The organism is Telluria sp. ZB2R32, from assembly GCF_059685715.1.
The window spans coordinates 244121-261214 of the sequence record NZ_JCASIG010000006.1; the positions used below are offsets into that span (position 1 = coordinate 244121).

9 protein-coding genes are annotated in these 17094 nt (G+C 68.4%); 3 read left to right on the top strand and 6 right to left on the bottom strand.

Features of this window, described 5'->3' with window-relative positions:
• Positions 1-108: 108 nt before the first annotated feature.
• From recD to AC56LG_RS18735, 4 genes are all read right to left on the bottom strand, one after another.
• Positions 109-2052, bottom strand: a complete 1944-nt coding sequence (gene recD, locus AC56LG_RS18720) for an exodeoxyribonuclease V subunit alpha (RefSeq protein ID WP_497167571.1) — start codon at positions 2050-2052, stop codon at positions 109-111.
• Positions 2053-2055: 3 nt separating this feature from the next.
• Positions 2056-5697, bottom strand: coding sequence for an exodeoxyribonuclease V subunit beta (recB, locus tag AC56LG_RS18725; RefSeq protein ID WP_497167572.1), 3642 nt, complete (start codon positions 5695-5697; stop codon positions 2056-2058).
• Entirely contained in the window at positions 5694-9110 is a 3417-nt protein-coding gene (gene recC / locus AC56LG_RS18730) for an exodeoxyribonuclease V subunit gamma (RefSeq protein ID WP_497167573.1), read from the bottom strand. The genes recB and recC overlap by 4 nt, the downstream gene beginning before the upstream one ends.
• A gap of 86 nt (positions 9111-9196) precedes the next feature.
• A complete protein-coding gene (locus tag AC56LG_RS18735) occupies positions 9197-12271 on the bottom strand; it encodes a CHASE domain-containing protein (protein WP_497167574.1) in 3075 nt (1024 codons plus the stop codon).
• 87 nt (positions 12272-12358) lie between these two features.
• Here AC56LG_RS18735 and AC56LG_RS18740 point away from each other — a divergent pair, with 87 nt between their 5' ends.
• Both AC56LG_RS18740 and AC56LG_RS18745 read left to right on the top strand, forming a co-directional pair.
• Positions 12359-14431: a prolyl oligopeptidase family serine peptidase gene (locus tag AC56LG_RS18740; protein ID WP_497167575.1), complete on the top strand. Its 2073-nt coding sequence runs from the start codon at positions 12359-12361 to the stop codon at positions 14429-14431.
• Positions 14428-14991, top strand: coding sequence for a GNAT family N-acetyltransferase (locus AC56LG_RS18745; RefSeq protein ID WP_497167576.1), 564 nt, complete (start codon positions 14428-14430; stop codon positions 14989-14991). Before AC56LG_RS18740 ends, AC56LG_RS18745 begins: the two co-directional genes overlap by 4 nt.
• Before the next feature lie 150 nt (positions 14992-15141).
• Here AC56LG_RS18745 and AC56LG_RS18750 read toward each other — a convergent pair whose 3' ends face one another.
• A complete protein-coding gene (locus AC56LG_RS18750) occupies positions 15142-15729 on the bottom strand; it encodes an acyl-homoserine-lactone synthase (RefSeq protein ID WP_497167577.1) in 588 nt (195 codons plus the stop codon).
• 216 nt (positions 15730-15945) lie between these two features.
• Between AC56LG_RS18750 and AC56LG_RS18755 the strand changes: the two genes are divergently transcribed.
• On the top strand, positions 15946-16164 hold the full coding sequence (locus tag AC56LG_RS18755) for a helix-turn-helix domain-containing protein (RefSeq protein WP_497167712.1): 219 nt from the start codon (positions 15946-15948) through the stop codon (positions 16162-16164).
• Here the strand turns inward: AC56LG_RS18755 and AC56LG_RS18760 are convergent.
• A complete protein-coding gene (locus AC56LG_RS18760; RefSeq protein ID WP_497167578.1) occupies positions 16139-16873 on the bottom strand; it encodes a helix-turn-helix transcriptional regulator in 735 nt (244 codons plus the stop codon). The genes AC56LG_RS18755 and AC56LG_RS18760 overlap by 26 nt on opposite strands.
• Positions 16874-17094: the final 221 nt, after the last annotated feature.

Here is a 17094-nt window from a genome sequence, read left to right on the forward strand (position 1 = left end):
TGCCTACGCCGCACCGCATGGACTCAGGAGTCCACCCTACGTTACCTCACCGCCACAGGCGAGATCGAATGCGGTGGACCGCGGCGCGCGCCGCCCATGCATTCTGCTTCAGCGCTCGATCAGATTGCGCAAGCCACTCGCCCGGTGCGTCCTTCTCGCCACCGCCTCGGCCAGCACCGACCCATGCGGCGTCACCAGCGTGAATTGCGCGCTGGCGCGGGTGATGCCGGTGTAGACCAGCTCGCGCGTCAGGATGCCGTGGCGGTCTTCTGGCAGCACCAGCACCGTGTGGCTGAACTCGGAGCCCTGCGACTTGTGCACCGTCATCGCAAACGCCGTCTCGACGCTGCGCAGACGCGTCGCCAGCACGCTGCGCACCTCGTCGCCTTCGAGGAAGTAGACGCGCAGCGAACCGGGGCGCGCCGGGTCGGCCAGGGTCAGGCCGATGTCGCCGTTGAAGACGCGGGTGCCGTAGTCGTTGCGGGTCACCATCACCGGGCGCCCGGCATACCATTCGCCGGCGCGGCGCAGCAGGCCGGCGGTCTGCAGGCTCGCCTCGATCGCCGTGTTCAGGCCGGACACGCCCCACTCCCCTTCGCGCACCGCGCACAGGATGCGGAAGGCTTCGAAGCGCTGCAGCACCGCGCGTACCCAGTCTTCGTGATCTGAATCCGGGCCGGCGCGCAGCAATTCCAGGTAGGGCTGGTAGCCCGCCAGCGCCAGGCTCACGACCTGGTGCTGGTGCGCGCCTTCGATCCAGCTTAGCGCGCCCTCGCCTTCTCCACGCAGTACGGCTTCCGCAGCCGGCGCGTCGCCGGCATTGACGGCCAGCGCCAGTTGCCCGATCGGGCCGCCGAAACGGCGGCTGTGGCGCAGCATCACGGTCTGCTGGGCCAGCGGCCCGGCCGTGCCCAGGAATTCGGGCGGCAGTTCCTCGCCGCTGGCGTCGAAGACGTAGTCGGCGGTTGCGCGGCTGTAGCCGCCGGCCTGGGCGTCGTGGCAGAGGTCGCCCAGCACCGCGCCGGCTTCGACCGACGCCAGTTGATCCTTGTCGCCCAGCAGGATCAGGGTGGCGCCCGCGGGCAGCGCGTCCAGCAGGCAAGCCATCATCTCCAGGTGCACCATCGAGGCTTCGTCGACGATCAGCACGTCGACGTCGAGCGGATTGCCGGCGTGGTGGGCGAATGAACGGGTGTCGGGGCGCGCGCCCAGCAGGCTGTGCAAAGTCCGGGCAGCACCCATGCGGCTGGTGAGTTCGCGTAGCGGCAACGCTTCGCCGACGCGTTCGGCCAGGTCGGTCAGCGCCTTGTCGATCGACTGCTTCAGGCGCGCGGCGGCCTTGCCGGTCGGCGCGGCCAGGGCGATGCGCTGCTGGGCCGCGTCCGGCGCGACCGCGAACAGCAGCGCCAGCAGGCGCGCCACCGTGTAAGTCTTGCCGGTGCCGGGACCGCCGGTGATGATCGCGACCGAGCCGCGCATGGCCACCGCGCAGGCCAGCTTTTGCCAGTCCGGCTTGGCCGCCGCGCGCTGCGACGCGAACAGCAGGTCGAGCCAGGTGCGTATCTGGCCCACTACATGGTCTGCTTCGACCGGACGCGTGGCGGCGGCGCGTGCACGGATGCTGTTTGCCACCAGCGTCTCGTCGCGCCAGTAGCGGCGCAAATACAGGCGCTCGCCGTCGAACACCAGGGGCGCGCCGAAATCGAATTCGCCCACTTGCCAGACCTGCTCGCAGGCGGCCAGCTGGGCGGCCCAGGCTTTGGCGTTCTTCGGTAGCGGCGCCACCGTGCCGGCCAGCGCCTGCCATGCTTCCTTGGTCCAGCCGAGCATGCCGGCCGGATCATGCGCCAGGTCGGCCACCTGCAGGCAGCTGTGGCCGCGGCCCTCGAGTTCGGACAGCACCAGCGCCGCCAGCAGCACCGGCGGCGCCACCGGTCCGAGCGAATCGACGAAACGGGCAAAGGCGCTCGAGAGGCGCCGCAGTTCGCCGGCCTCCGTCAGGCGCGCCGCTTCGTCCCACAAGGCGACGCCAGTGTGTGCGTCATGCTTCATGCGTCAGCCTCCCAGCAGTCGGTCGAGGCCGTCGAGCAGTTCGACGTCCGGTTCGAGCAGGCAGCAGCCGTGCGTCGTGGTGTTGGCGATCCCGCGCAGGAACAGGAACACGGCGCCGCCCAGCTGCTGCGCCGGGTCGTAATCCTGGCCCAGGCGGCTGCGCAGGAGCCGGTGCAGGGCCAGCATGTAGATCGCACCCTGGATGTCGTAGCGGTGCCCGGCCATCCCCTCTTCCATCGCGCGCTTCGTGTAGGCGGCGTCGTTCGGGCCGAGCGCGTTCGACTTGTAGTCGAGCACCCAGTATTTGCCGTCGTGTTCGAACACCAGGTCGGCAAAGCCCTTGAGCATGCCGTGCAATTCGCGTTCGGGCAGCAGTGGCCGCACGGTCTTGCCCAGCAGGCGCCGGCGGCACAGGCGGTCCAGTGCGGCCAGGTCCAGGCCCTCGCTCGGGAACCAGAACTCCATCTCGGGCAGCGTCTCCGTGATCTCGGCGAGGCTGGCGCCGATCGGCGGCAGCCGCGTGGCGACCACCGTGCGCAGCCAGGCGGTGGCATCCTCGAGCCGGTGGCCCCAGCCCGCGCGTTCGATGCGCTGCGCCAGGCGCGCATCGAAGTGCGGATCGTCGATGGCGTCGAAGCCTTCCTGTCCGATCCATTCGAGCTGCTCGTGCAGGAAGTTGCCCGGCACCGAGCCGCGCGGAAAACGATGCCAGGGAGCGTCTTCGGTGCGCAGGGCCGGCGCCGGTTCCTCGTCTTCGAGCAGCGTTTCTTCGGCCGCGCGCATCGGTGGCGCGGTCGTGTGGCGCGTGATCGAGGTGAAGGAACCGACCGCCCAGTTGCGTTCGAAGTCGGCTTCGAAGGGCGCGGCTTCCACCAGCGCCGGCCGGTCTTCGACGCGGTCGAGCATTGTGCAGCCGTCCAGCGGGTCCAGCGTGTACAGGTGGATGCCGGCGCAATCGCCGCGCAGGCGCCCCAGGTGTTCTTCCACCATGCTGGTGGGCAGCGGCACGCCGCCGCTCATCAGGTAGCCGAGGGCCGACTCGTGCAGGCTGTTTTCGTCCTTCTTGCGGCTGGACACGGCCGCCACGCCCAGCCACAGGAAGTAACGCGCGCGGGTGAGCGCCACGTACAGCAGGCGCAAATCCTCTTCCAGGCGTGCGCGGTCGACCGCTTCCATCGCTTCTTCGGTCAGCGCCAGGTCGATGCGCCGGCCGCCATCCTCGCCCATGTACTCGAAGAAGCTGCGCCGGCGGCGGTCGGTCTTGCGCACGCTGGCGGCGAACGGCAGGTAGACCAGCGGGTACTCCAGTCCCTTCGACTTGTGCACCGTGATTACCTTGACCAGCTTGGCGTCGCTTTCCAGGCGCAGCACACGTTCGTCGCCGCCCTCGCCCTGGCCTTCGATCTGTTCGGCGAACCAGCGGATCAGCGCCTGCTCGCCGTCGAGCTGGGTGCTCGCTTCCTGCAGTAGTTCGGCCAGGTGCAGCAGGTTCGTCAGCCGCCGCTCGCCGCCCGCCTCGCGCAACAGGCGCGCCGGCAGGCCGAGTTCGTGGATGAAGCGCCGCAGCATGGCCAGCACGCCCTGGCGCTGCCAGGTTGCATGCAGGGCTTTCAATTGCTCGACCCGCTCTTCCCACACCGTTTCGTCGCCCGAGAGCCTGGCCAGGTCGGCGAGCGGCAGGCCGGCCGTGCGCGTGGCCAGCGCGGCGCGCGCCAGGGTGCCGTCGAGCGGACTGGCGACCGCATACAGCCAGCGCAGCACGTCCGCCGCCTCTTCGCTTTCGACGACGGAATCCTTGTCGGACAGGTAGACGCTGGCGACCTTGCGCCGCGCCAGCGCCTGGCGCACGGCTGCCGCCTCCTTGCGGTCGCGCACCAGCACGGCGACGTCGGCCGGCTGCAGGCGCACGAAGCGCCCGCCCAGCGCCTCCGGATCGGGTTCGGCGAAACCGACTTGCGGATCGTTGAGCAGGCTGACGATGTGCTCGGCGCAGTGGCCGGCGAAGAAGGCGCGGTACTCGTCGGCCTTCATGTCTTCCTGGGCGGTGGTGCACAGCGCCAGCGCCTGGTAGGGTCCCTCGACGCCGACCAGGTGCGCCCCGCGGCCGGCGGCGCGCACCGCCTCGAACGGCAGCGGATTGACCGGGCCGCGGCGAAAGCGAAAGGCGCCGGCGGCGTGGCCCGGATGCTCGCCATGGCCCTCGGCATAGCGGAACAGCTGGTTCACCGCCTCCACCAGCGCTGCGGTGGAGCGGTAGTTGGTGCCGAGCTGGTAGTGGCGTCCTTCGGTGGCGCTGCGCGCGGCCAGGTAGCTGTGGATGTCGGCGCCGCGGAAACCGTAAATCGACTGCTTGGGGTCGCCGATCAGTAGCAGGCCCTGCTCCGGATCGTTGGCCTCGACCCGGTACAGCAGGTCGAAGATGCGATACTGGTCGGGCGAGGTATCCTGGAATTCGTCGATCAGCGCGACCGGGAACTGGGTCACGATGCGCTGGCGCAGCGCCTCGCCATTGGCGCCCTCGAGCGCCTCTTTCAGGCGCACCAGCATGTCGGCGAAGCCGAACTGGCGGTTGCGCGTTTTAAGCTCTGTCATCCGCCGTGCGATGTGGCCGGCGGCGTGGCGCAGCAGCGCGTGGCGCAGCGGTTCGATCGCCGCCAGCGCTTCGCGCAGGCTCTCCGTATAGCTGAAACATTCCGGCACGACCGCCTGGAACCCTTTGCCGAAGGCGCCCTCGATCCCGTGCGGGGTCAGGCGGCTCCAGGCCGCGTCGGTCAGCGCCGGCGCGACCAGGGTGGCGTCGCCGGCCCAGGTGCGCAGCGCGGCGAACCAGTTGGTGGTCCAGTCCTGGCGCAGCTTGGTGCCGTTGAAGGCTTTCGGATTGATGTCGCGCTGCGCGGCGATCCAGCGCTCCATCTCGTCGATGCGGCCGGCCCAACCCGACTTCACGCGCGCGAGTTCCAGCGCCAGGCTGCGCTGCACCCGTTCGACCAGGCTGGCCAGCGGTTCCGGGTCCGGCATGCCGAGCGTGGCGGTGCGCCCGACGAGGTCGCGCACGTCCGCCTTCATGGCGCCGACATCGCGCCAGCAGGCCAGCAGCGCGGTGAGGCAATCGCTGTCCATCGGGTAGACGTGCTGGCGCCAGTAGTCGTGGGCCGCGTCCTCGAACAGGGCGCGCTCGTCGCTGACGAGTTCCTCGTCGAACAGGCTGCCCGAATCGAAGGCGTGCTCGCGCAGCATGCGCTGGCACCAGGCGTCGATCGTGAAGATGGCCGCTTCGTCCATCGTCTCGGCGGCCAGCACCAGGCGGTGGGCGGCGACCTGGCGTTCGCTGTCTGTCGCATAGCCGGCGGCCAGGGTTTCCAGGTAGGGATCGGACTCTTTCGCCTCGCCACGGAAATAGGCGGCGGCGCCGACCAGGCGCTCGCGCACCCGGTTGGACAATTCGCGCGTGGCGGCGCGGGTGAAGGTCATCACCAGGATCTGCGCCGGCAGCAGCGGCCGGGCGAAGGCGTCGGCGCCGCCATGGCCGAGCACCAGGCGCAGGTAAAGGGCGGCGATGGTCCAGGTCTTGCCGGTGCCGGCGCTGGCCTCGATCAGGCGCGAGCCGTGCAGGGGGAAGGTCAGGGCGTCGAGCAGGCGGCTCATTGTGCTTCTCCCGACACTGCTTCAGCATGCTGCTCGACCTTGATCTGCCCCGTCATCCAGTCGACCAGGCTGCCATACAAATCCTGCGCCAGGTCGGGCCAGCCGCCGGCGCCGACCAGCTGCGAAAAGTCCGGCCACAGGCGCGCCAGGCAAGGCTCGCCCTCCACCTCGCCCTTGCTGTCATGCTTACCGTCGTAGGTGGCGCGGGCATCGCCCTTCGCCAACTCCGCCAGCGCGGTCTTGCAGGCGACCGGCAAGGGCGCGTCGAGATTGCGCTGCCACAGCCAGACGATATTGCCCAGCACGGCCAGGGCCTCTTCGCGTTCGATCGGCGCCATCGTCACCAGCGCGTCGCGCGCCACCAGGTAGCCGGTGAAGCTGGCCCCGGCGGCGCTCGCGGCCAGCTGGCGCAGCCACGGCACAATCAGCTTGTCGCCGCGCGGCGCGCCCTTCTTGTCGAGCACCTTGGACGAGGTCTGCATCAGCCAGGCCGTTTGCGTGCCGTCGCTGCGCAGGCGATCGATCCAGTCTTCCAGCACCAGGCCGTCAAAGGTCAGGCTGATCGCCAGCTTGGGCGCGGCTTCGGGGAAGCGCGCGCCCAGGGCCAGCCAGCTGCTGCGCACCGGCACCAGGCCATCGACCAGCTGCTGCTGCCACTGGCGCCCGACCAGGCCAATCGGAAGCGCGCCTTCGCGCGCCAGCCGCTCGGCGCGCGCTTCCAACCGCTGGCGCACTTCATTCAATTCCTCGGCCTGGCCCAGGTCGTCGAGCAGGCTGTCTTCCAGGAAGTAGCGCTCCAGCGCATCGAGCGAAAACGGTTCCTCGTCCTCGCCGATGACCTCGGCGGCGTTGAACACCACGGCCAGGCGGCGGCGGAAGAAGTAGCGCGCCGGCTGGCGCACGAAACTGGCCAGTTCGGACAGCTTCAGGCGAAAGTCGGGTTCGAGTTCGTAGCGCGGCAGCGTGTCGGCACCATCCGCGGCTTCGGCGCCGTCCTGGCCGTGGGCCGTGCGCCATTCGCGCGCATAGGTCAGCAGACCGCCTTCTTCGAAATAGCGGCGGCTGAACGGCTGCAGCGCGTGTTCGGTCGTGAGCGTGGCCAGGTCGATGTCCCAGCCGGCGTGCAGGTAGTCGCGCAGCTGCGCCACCAGCACCGAGGCCGGCTGCTCGCTGTTGTCGCGCACGTTGCGCCCGACCCAGCTGACGTACAGCTTGTCGCGCGCGGCCAGCAGCGCTTCGAGCATCAGGTAGCGGTCGTCGTCGCGGCGCGAGCGGTCGCCGGGGCGGCTCATGCCGGGCATTGCCAGCAGGTCGAAATCGTTCTGCGGCGTGCGGCGCGGGAAGTCGCCATCGTTCATGCCAAGCAGGCAGACGGCGCGAAACGGCACCGCGCGCATCGGCATCAGGGTGCAGAAGGTGACGCCGCCCGAGACGAATTGATGGTTCAGGGTCGGCTGGTCGATCTGGCCGAGCCAGGCTTCGCGCAGCACCGCGAGCGGCACCGGTTCGTCGAAGCCGCCCGAGTCGGTCATCTCGAGCCAGCAATTGAGCGCTTCGCCCAGCTGGGCCAGCGTCAGGCGGTCGCCCTCCTCGCGCCCGTCGAAGAAGCACAGCAGCAGTGCGCGTGCCTGCACCACCCATTCGGCCGGCGTGCGCAGTTGCGCCAGGCGGGCGCGCCACTCGAGCAGGGCTTCGACGAACTGGGCCAGCGAGCCGGCCAGCGCGGCGTCCAACCCGCCGACTTCCCCGTACGGCTCGATGTCGCCGAAGCGCGCGCCGGCGCCGCTGGCGTAGCCGAGCAGCATGCGCCGTACGCCGAAGATCCAGGCATTCTGCTCGCCGGCCGCGCCCAGGCCGAGGCCGGCGCGGTGTTCCTTGTCCAGGCCCCAGCGCACGCCGGCGCCATCGATCCAGGCGCCCAGCGTGTGCAGGTCGTCCTCGTGCACGCCGAAGCGCGCGGCCACCGCCGGCACGTCGAGCAGGTCGCGGATTTCGCTCTGGCGGCAACGCTGCTGCGGCAGCCGCAGCAGCCATTCGAGCGCCACCAGCAGCGGGTTGACGCTGCGGTCGCGCGTGTCGCCGATCTCGAACGGGATGTGGCGCGGGTCGCTGCGCTTGTGCTGGTCGAACACGGCGTGGATCGCGGGCGAGAAGGTGTCGATGTCCGGCACCATGACGACGATGTCGCGCGGACGCAGGCTCGGATCTTGCTCGAACCACGACAGCAGCTGGTCGTGCAGGGCCTCGACCTCGCGCTGGGTGCTGTGGGTGACGTGGAATTCGATCGAGCGATCATCGGGCGCGGGCGGTGCGTGCGGGTGTTCGTCGAGTGGGCGCATGTCGCGCACGGCGGCCTGCACCTGCTGCAGCAGCGTGTCGCCGTCGCCCTCGGAGAACAAATCGAGCCGCAGTTTGGTGATGGCTTCAAGTTCGGGACGGCCTTCTTCGTTGTCGAATTCGTCGAGCATGCGCACGAAGTCGCGCCCCTGGCGGCCCCAGCTCGCCAGCAGCGGATGGCTGTGCGCGTGCAGTTCCTCGATCGGCAGCGTGGCCAGGTCGACACCGCCGCGCGCCGGCTGGCGCTTGTGCGCGGCCTTCAACAATTCGCGGCCCTCGATGATGTCGCCCCAATAGAACTGGCAGGGGTTCGGCACCGCCAGCAGCACCTGGGTATGGCGCGACAGCGCGGCGATCGCCTGCAGGGTCTGGTACGGCAGGGCCGACATCCCGAACAGCACCACGCGCCGCGGCAGGCGCCCGGCGGGCGGATCGCCGGACAAGATTTTGGTGACGAACACTTCGTGGATCGCCGCGCGGCCGCTGCCGCGCTGCATCGGCGGCACGCTTTCGTGCACCGCGCGCCACAGGCGCGCCTGCCACAGCTGGTCGGGCGCCAGCGGCAGCGGGTCGCCGTTCGGCCGGCGCAGCTGGTCGCGCCCGATCTCCCAATCGGTCAGCCAGTCGGCGCGGTAGACCTGATACTGGTCGAACAGGTCGGACAGGCGCTCGGCCAGCTGCAGGCGCCGCTCCGGACAGCCATCGCCGAGAAAATACGTCAGCGGCGCGAACACCGGCTCCTTGAGCAGCGTCGGCAACAGGCGCATCAGGCGCCAGGTCAGCGGGTCGCGGTCGAACGGCGAGCGGCTCGGCACCCGTTCGCGCCCGAGCATGGCGCGGTAGGCTTCCCACAGGAAGCGCGCCGGCAGCGCCACGCGCGTGGCGGCGCAGACCCCGAGCTCCTCGGCCAGCGCGATTTTCAGCCATTCGGCAAAGCCGTTGGATTGCACCAGGATCGTTTCCTGTTCGAGCACCCCGAGCGGATGCCGGCGCAGCCAGTCGAAGACGGCTTCGCGCAGCATTTCCATCTGGTTGCCGTGCAAAATCAGGAGGCCGGGGGTGATCGTGGAGGACATCGGAGGTGGTCGATTGGAGAGCTCAGGCGCAACAGGATACTCTCTTTGCGGGCGCAACGAAAGCCGCGGGAGAGGCGCAGGCTGCCTCAGCGCCCGTCCGTGGCGCGCGCGCCAAGTTCCGCTGCGACCTGCCGTTCGAGCCGTGCAAAGATGCTGTGCAGACGTGGACCCAGGGCTTTTGCCTGAGCCTGCATGGCTTGTTCGGCGCCGTCCTTGTGCAGGCGCTCGAGTTCCGCGCACAGGTCGGCGAAGCCGAGCGCGCCCACCGCTCGGGCCGAGGATTTCAGGCGGTGGGCGACGGCGGCGGCACGCGCAAGGTTGGCCGATGCCAGGGCGACGTCGATCTCGGCCAGGCCTTCGCGCGCGCTGTCGAGGAACATGAAGGCGAACTTGCGCATTTTCACGGGGTCGTCGCCGAAGGTGGCGGCGAGGACCGCGGTGTCGAGCAGGGGCGCGTCGTGCACGATTGCAGCGCCGCTGTCCGGCTGCGCTTCGCTTGCGCCGTCCTGCGCATCGTGCGCCGCGCCGCCGCCGCGACCGATGACCCGCGCGATCGCCGCCGCCAGTTGCTCGGGCACCACCGGCTTGGTCAGGAATTCGTTCATGCCGGCCGCCATGCAGCGCGCCTGGTCTTCGACCCCGGCATTGGCCGTCATCGCGATCACCACCGTGTCGCGCAGCAGCGGGTCGGCGCGGATGCGGCGCGTGGCCTCGAAACCATCCATGACCGGCATTTGCACGTCCATCAGCACGCAGTCGAAACGCCCGCCGCGCAAGGCGTCGAGCGCCTCGCTGCCGTTGCCGGCGACGACGACCGACGCGCCCGCATTCTCCAGCAGTTCGCGCCCGACCTGCTGGCTGAAGAGGTTATCCTCGACCAGCAGGATGGTGGCGCCGTCGAGGCGCTGGGCGATCGCCGCTGCGGCAGGCGCCGGCGCCTGCCGCAGCGGCGGCGCTTCCTGTGCCCCGCCCTGCCCCAGGCGCGCCGTAAACCAGAAGATGCTGCCGCGTCCCGGTTCGCTCTCGACGCCGACCTCGCCGCCCATCAGTTCGGCCAGCTGCTTGCTGATCACCAGCCCCAGCCCGGTGCCGCCATAGCGCCGCGTGGTCGAAGGATCGGCCTGGTGGAAGGGCGTAAACAGCTGCGCCAGCGCGTCCGGGTCGATGCCGATGCCGTGGTCTTCGACGTCGAAACGCACCAGGGTTTCGCCGCCGGATACATGCAGCGTGCGCGCACGCACCGCCACCTTGCCGCGCTCGGAAAACTTGATGGCGTTGCCGACGAAATTGAGCAGCACCTGTTCCAGGCGCAGCGGGTCGCCGCGCAGCGGCCGCGCCAGGTCCGGTGCGATGTCGAACGCGAGGCGCAGGCGCCTGGCGCGCGCCGCTTCGCCGAGCTGGGTCTCGATGTTGTGCATCAACGACTCCAGCCTGAAGTCGAGCAGTTCCAGCTCGAGACGCCCGGCTTCGATTTTCGAAAAGTCGAGGATGTGGTTGATGATCCCCAGCAGGTGCTGGCCCGAGTGGTAGATCTTGTTCAGGTAATCGCGCAGCTTCGGTTCGTGCGGCGATCCTTGCGCCGCCTTCAGCGCCAGGTGGGTCATGCCGATGATGCTGTTCATCGGCGTGCGGATCTCGTGGCTCATGTTCGACAGGAAATCGCTTTTCGCCTGGTTGGCGGCGTCGGCCGCGGCTTTGAGCTGGTGCAGTTCGGTGACGTCGGTGGCCACGCACAGCACGCTGGCGACGGCGCCGTCGACGCGCAGCGGCACCTTGACTTCCCAGAGCTGGCGCGGCGCGCCGTCGGCCAGCACGACCTCGACCTGGCTGGCGTGGCGGGTGCCGTCGAAGGCCGTGCGTGCGCGCTCCCAGGCGGCATCGGCCAGATCGGCCGGCATCACGTCGCGGTCGAAGCGGCCGACGATCTGCTCGACCCGGTGCCCCAGCGCCTGCGCCGTCTTCGCGTTCACATAGCGGAAGCGGCGGTCGCGGTCCTTCATGTACACAAAGGCGTCGAGGTTGTCGAGCACCGTGTCGAGCAGGGTACGCTGCTCGATGGCGCCGCGGCGCGACCAGTACAGCGACAGGAACAGGCTGTAGACCAGCAGCGTGGCCGCAAAACCGACCGCCAGCGCAACCAGCGGCAGGCGCCTGTCGAAGGGCTGGTACATCGCGCTCTTGGGGGCGCTGAAATGGGCTTTCCACACGCTGCCGCTGAAGTCGACCGGCAGCACCGCGCGGAAGTCGGTAGCCTCGTCGAAGACGCGCGTGCGCACGGCGCCGTCGCCGTACAGCAGGCGGTCGTTCGAATGTATTTCCAGCGCCAGAGGCGCGTTCGCCTTGACGGGGCCGGCGGCAAACAGCGCCAGCGCCATCGGGTCGCCGGCATGGCTGCCAAGCGCACCTCCCACCAGCGCCGGCACCGAGAACGACACGCCGACTCCGCCGACATAGGCGGCGCGGCGCGCGGCCACCGTGGCCGGCGCCGCGCCGCCGCGGTAGACCGGGGCGCGCATATTGAGGGCAAGGTGCGGCGTCGGCCCCTGCACCAGCACCGGGTGGCCGGAGGCGCTGATGCCGCCACGGTCGCGCGCCTGCGCCATGGCGGCGGCCGGCACCCGGTTGGCGGCGATATCGACACCGAGCTTCCCGGTCATCATGTTTGGGGGCTCGATATAGGTCAGCACGGTGTACGTGGGACGGCGTCCGGGCGGCGTGATGGCAAAGCCGGGATAGCCCTTCGGATCGAGGCTGGTGTCCAGGCGCACCCGCGCCTCGAAGGCTGCGCGTTCGCCATCGCGCACGAACTCGGTGTAGCTCACGGCATCGACCGCCGGGTAGTTGCGGCGCAGGTCGAGCGCCTTCACGTAACGGTGGAACTGCAGCCGCGTGACCGGGCTGTCGCCGGCCGCGAACAGCGCCACCAGCGCGCGCGTGACGTCGATGTACGACTTGATGGTGACGGCCAGCCGTTCCTGGGTGGCGCGCGCCCGGTTCTCGAAGCGGCGCCGCGCTTCTTCCTCGACCGCGCGCGACGCGGCCATGTGCAGCAGCGCGCCCACCAGCAGCGCCAGCCACAGGCCCGCTCCCCACAGCACGACGCGCGTGGTGCCGCGCGCGCCGGCGGCCGCGCCTATGCTGCGGGTGATCGAGAGGGCCATCGCTGCTTGCGCGCCTTGGGTGAGGAAAGATTGTTGATAATATACGCCATCGGGGCGCCAGCGGGCGCCCGGCAGCGAGGATCGCAGATGCAGAAAACGGCAGCACAAGGTAGTCCCGGCGCGGCGGCGCCCGATCCATCGGTTGATCCAACGGGTGATCCATACGCTTGGCTGGAAGACGTCGGCGGCGAGCGGCCGCTGGACTGGGTGCGCGCCCACAACGCGGTAGCGGAAGAAGCCCTGGGCGGCGCCGCGCACGATGCGCTGCGCGCGCGCCTGCAGGGCATCCTCGACGCGAAGGAGCGCATCCCCTATGTCGGCCGCCATGGCGCCTACCTGTACAACTTCTGGCGCGACGCGGCGCACGAGCGCGGCATCTGGCGCCGCACCACGCTCGACGAATACCGCAAGGATGCGCCGCGCTGGGACACCGTGATCGACCTCGATGCGCTGGCGCGCAGCGAAGGCGAGAACTGGGTCTGGGCCGGCGTGCGCTACCTGGAGCCGCACGGCACGCGCTGCCTGGTTTCGCTCTCGCGCGGCGGCGGCGACGCCGACGTGGTGCGCGAATTCGACCTCGCAGCGCGCGCTTTCGTGGCCGGCGGCTTCGCCCTGCCCGAGGCGAAGAGCAGCGCCGCCTGGATCGACCACGACACGCTGTTCGTCGCCACCGACTTCGGCCCCGGCAGCATGACCGCCTCCGGCTATCCGCGCATCGTCAAGGAGTGGAAGCGCGGCACGCCCCTGCAGGATGCGCGGCTGGTGTTCGAAGCGGATGTCGAGGACCTGTCGGCGTCGGCGCGCAAGGACTTGACGCCCGGTTACGAACGCGAATTCGTCACGCGCCAGATCGGCTTCTACAGCAGCGAACTGTTCCTGCGCGAAGGCGGCCAGCTGCGCAAGATCGACAAGCCCGAGGATGCCAATGCCTATGCGGTGCGCGATCAGTTGCTGGTCGAATTGCGCTCGGATTGGACGGTCGGCGCGCGCACCTGGCCGCAGGGCAGCCTGCTGGCCATCGATTTCGAACGCTTCCTGCAGGGCGAACGCGATTTCGACGCCCTGTTCACGCCGACCGCCACCAGTTCCCTCGACGGCGTGGCGGCCACCCGCTCCGCCCTGCTGCTGACCGTACTCGACAAGGTCAAGAACCGCCTGGTCGAACTGCGCCGCGAACACGGCGCCTGGGTCAAACGCGAGGTGGCCACGCCCGGCATCGGCACCCTGGGCGTGTCCGCGCTCGACGAGCTCGACTCGGACGACTACTTCCTCACCGTGACCGATTTCCTGACCCCGACCACGCTGTACCTGGGCAGCATCGGTAGCGACCAGCGCGAGCGCCTGAAGGCCATGCCGGCCTGGTTCGACCCGAAACCGTACACCGTGTCCCAGTTCGAGGCGAAGTCGAAGGATGGCACGCTCGTACCGTATTTCGTCGTCATGCGCCGCGATACGAAGTTCGACGGCGCCAATCCGACCCTGCTCTATGGTTACGGCGGCTTCGAGGTGTCGCTGAAGCCCGCCTACAGCGGCATGATCGGCGCCGGCTGGCTGGAGGGCGGCGGCGTGTATGTGCTGGCGAACATCCGCGGCGGCGGCGAATTCGGCCCGCGCTGGCACCAGGCGGCCCTCAAGGAGCGACGCCAGAAGGCCTTCGACGATTTCCTGGCCGTGGCCAAGGACCTGATCCGGCGCGACGTCACCAGCCCGCGCCACCTCGGCATCATGGGCGGCAGCAATGGCGGCCTGCTGGTCGGCGCCGCCCTGACCCAGCGGCCCGACCTGTTCAACGCGGTGGTGTGCCAGGTGCCGCTCCTGGACATGCGGCGCTACCACAAGCTGCTGGCCGGCGCCTCGTGGATGGGAGAATACGGCGACCCGGACGACCCGGCGCAGTGGGAATTCATCGGCAAGTACTCGCCCTACCACAACGTGTTCAAGGACAAGCACTATCCGGCCGTGCTGTTCACGACCTCGACCCGCGACGACCGCGTGCACCCGGGCCACGCGCGCAAGATGGCGGCGCGGATGGAAGCGCAGGGCCACGAGGTACTGTACTGGGAAAACACCGAGGGTGGTCACGCCGGCGCAGCCAACAACACGCAGCAGGCGCGCATGTGGGCGCTGACCTATTCGTTCTTGCGCAGGCAGCTGGCATGACGGCCCCTGGCCGATTGGAAGGCGCTATGCAGGTGCGCGTGCTGGCGGCGCACGAGTGGCCGCTCTACCGCGCCTTGCGCCTGCGCGCGCTGGCCGACGCCCCGGCCGCCTTCGGCAGCACGCTGGCCGAGGAAGCGACGCGCAGCGACGCCGACTGGGCCTGGCGCCTGAACCTGGGCGCCACGTCGGGGCGCGACCTGCCGCTGGTGGCGCACGTCGCCGCCACGGCGGCGGGCCTCGCCTGGGCCAAGGTCGATGCGGGCGACCCACTGCGCGTGAACCTGTTTCAGGTGTGGGTGGCGCCGGAAGCGCGCGGACTTGGTGCGGCCGGCGCCCTGCTCGACGCGGCGCTGGCCTGGGCGCGCGGCCGCGGTGCGCGCACTATGCAGCTCGGCGTCGTGTGCGGCAACGACGCCGCGCGCAGGCTGTACGAGCGCGCCGGCTTTTGCGCCGTCGGCGAACCCGAGCCGCAGCGTCCGGGTTCGGATCGGATGGAGCAAATGATGCGGCTGGAGCTGAGTGGCTACGTCGAAAGGACCATTGACGGTAGCGCACCGTAGGGTGGGCACTCGTGCCCACGCGGATGCGGCTCATGCATACCCGATCGAGGTTTCCATCCTTTACGGTGAAAATCAACGTTCGGGTATACCGGAGCACGAACGCGAGGGCTCGGGAGCCCACCCTACATTACGCATCTGTCGACGGTCCCCTCAACTCGCCAACCGCTTGTTGAACAATACCTCGCACGTCGCCTCGATATCCACATACAAGGCAACCGCCGTCTCGACCCCGATCACCACCGGCGGCCCGAGGCGCTCGGTGACGATGCCGCCGCGGCGCAGCAGGCGCTCCATTGCGGTGGTGGTGACCGTCACATAGCGTTCGATGGCGCGCTCGTGGCCATAGCGCAGGATCGCCGCGAACGATTCCATCGTGATCTCGGAAAAGCCGAAATGGTCGCTGCCGCCGGTTTCGATGGCAAAACGCGACAACTCCCAGATATGTTCGTCGCAGGGCGCGGGTTGGCCGTGCAGCAGTTGCGGAAACGAGTCCTTCAACATGTACGGGCCTTCGGTCGGCAGCAGGCGCCAGCAACCGCGCAAGATCCCAGCGCCCGGCTCGCGCATCATCATGTAATGAGGATCGAGCGCATCGTAACCGTCGATTTCCATCCCCGACATCACCGGCACTTCCCAGCCGAGCCGGCCCTGGAACACTTTTGCGCGAAGCGTGTGCATCTCCCACAAGTCATGAGAGGGGAATTCGCGCCGTGCTGCGATATTAATTTGCAGTGCCATGTCGTTCTCCCTGTTTTTAATTGACGAAAAAACCTATGCGACAGGCATGGAGCGTCATGCAATTTGGGCACATTTGGTACTAGCAAGTTTGCTAGGTGGCTAGCAAGTGACACGGTGGAATACTAGGTTTTTCACCCCGAACAACCAAGGAGATCGGCCATGCCAAACGACTTCATCAGCGAATCCATGCTTGCCCGCCAGGGCGCGCCCCATGCCATGCCGATGCAAATGCCGGTCATGCGCGCGCCGCATGCCGATCTGCGCCAGTTCCGCATCAGTAAGCGTGAGAGCCAGGAGAAATTCTGGGGCCGTTTTGGCGTCACCCAGTCGAGCGGCAGCCGCTTCGAAACCGGGCTGGCCATTCCGGCGCCGGTGGCGATCCTGTTGAAGCTCTACGTCAACGGCAAGCTCAACGATGGCGATCTTCAGGGTTGAGCAGGCCCAGCGAGATTGCTTTCACGACCGCCTGCTGGCGGGTGTTGACATTGAATTTCTGGCGCACGTTGGCCAGGTGAAAATTGACTGTCGCTTCCGAACAGCGGGTGATCATCGAGATTTCCCATGACGATTTGCCCGCCATGACCCAGTTGAGCACTTCCAGCTCGCGCCGGGTCAGGCGCGGCACCGCTTCGCCGCTGCCCTGGTTGGCGAACTGGACCGAGGATGCGAACGCGTAGTCGCGGATCAGTGTCAGTTCGGCCAGGCTGCGCGCCGCTTCGCGCGCGAACGCCTTGCCCGGCGCGGCGTCGCTGGCCAGGCTGAGCATGCCGACCTCGCCCCCAGGACCATGGATCGGCAGCGTCACGCCGGAACGGATGCCGTGGCTGCTGGCCTCTTCGTACAGGGCGCGCTCCTCTTTCGTGTCAAAAGTCTCCGGCTGCCAGATGAACGGCAACATGCTGGTCAGGCAGTGGCCGACAGTGGGGTCGACGTAGGCCAGCCGTTCGGCATCGTAGCGTTCGCGCCACTTCTGTGAATAATTACTCTGCAAGAAAGCATGCTCGAACTGGGCGTGGCGTGAATGAACCACGCCAAACAAGGCTTGCTGGTAGCCGAACGAGGCGGCAAGCTCGAACAGGCCCCGGCGCCATTCCGCGGCGTCCTTTGCCTCCAGCAGCTGCACTAACCGTGCAGTTTCAATCATAGCGCTCGCTCGCCAAGTCGGATGGAACTGTTATGCGGATTGCATTTAGTATATAACCATGCGTACTAGCAATTCTAGCAAGGGTACTAGCCCTTCAGTCAGCTATTTTTTGTAGTAATTTCGCAATGACAACCAAAACTCACAATTCTGGCGTGCGCCAAGGAAAATAAATTTCCGCTACCCTCCCGCGCACGCCATTTAACATTCCAGAATGCAATATT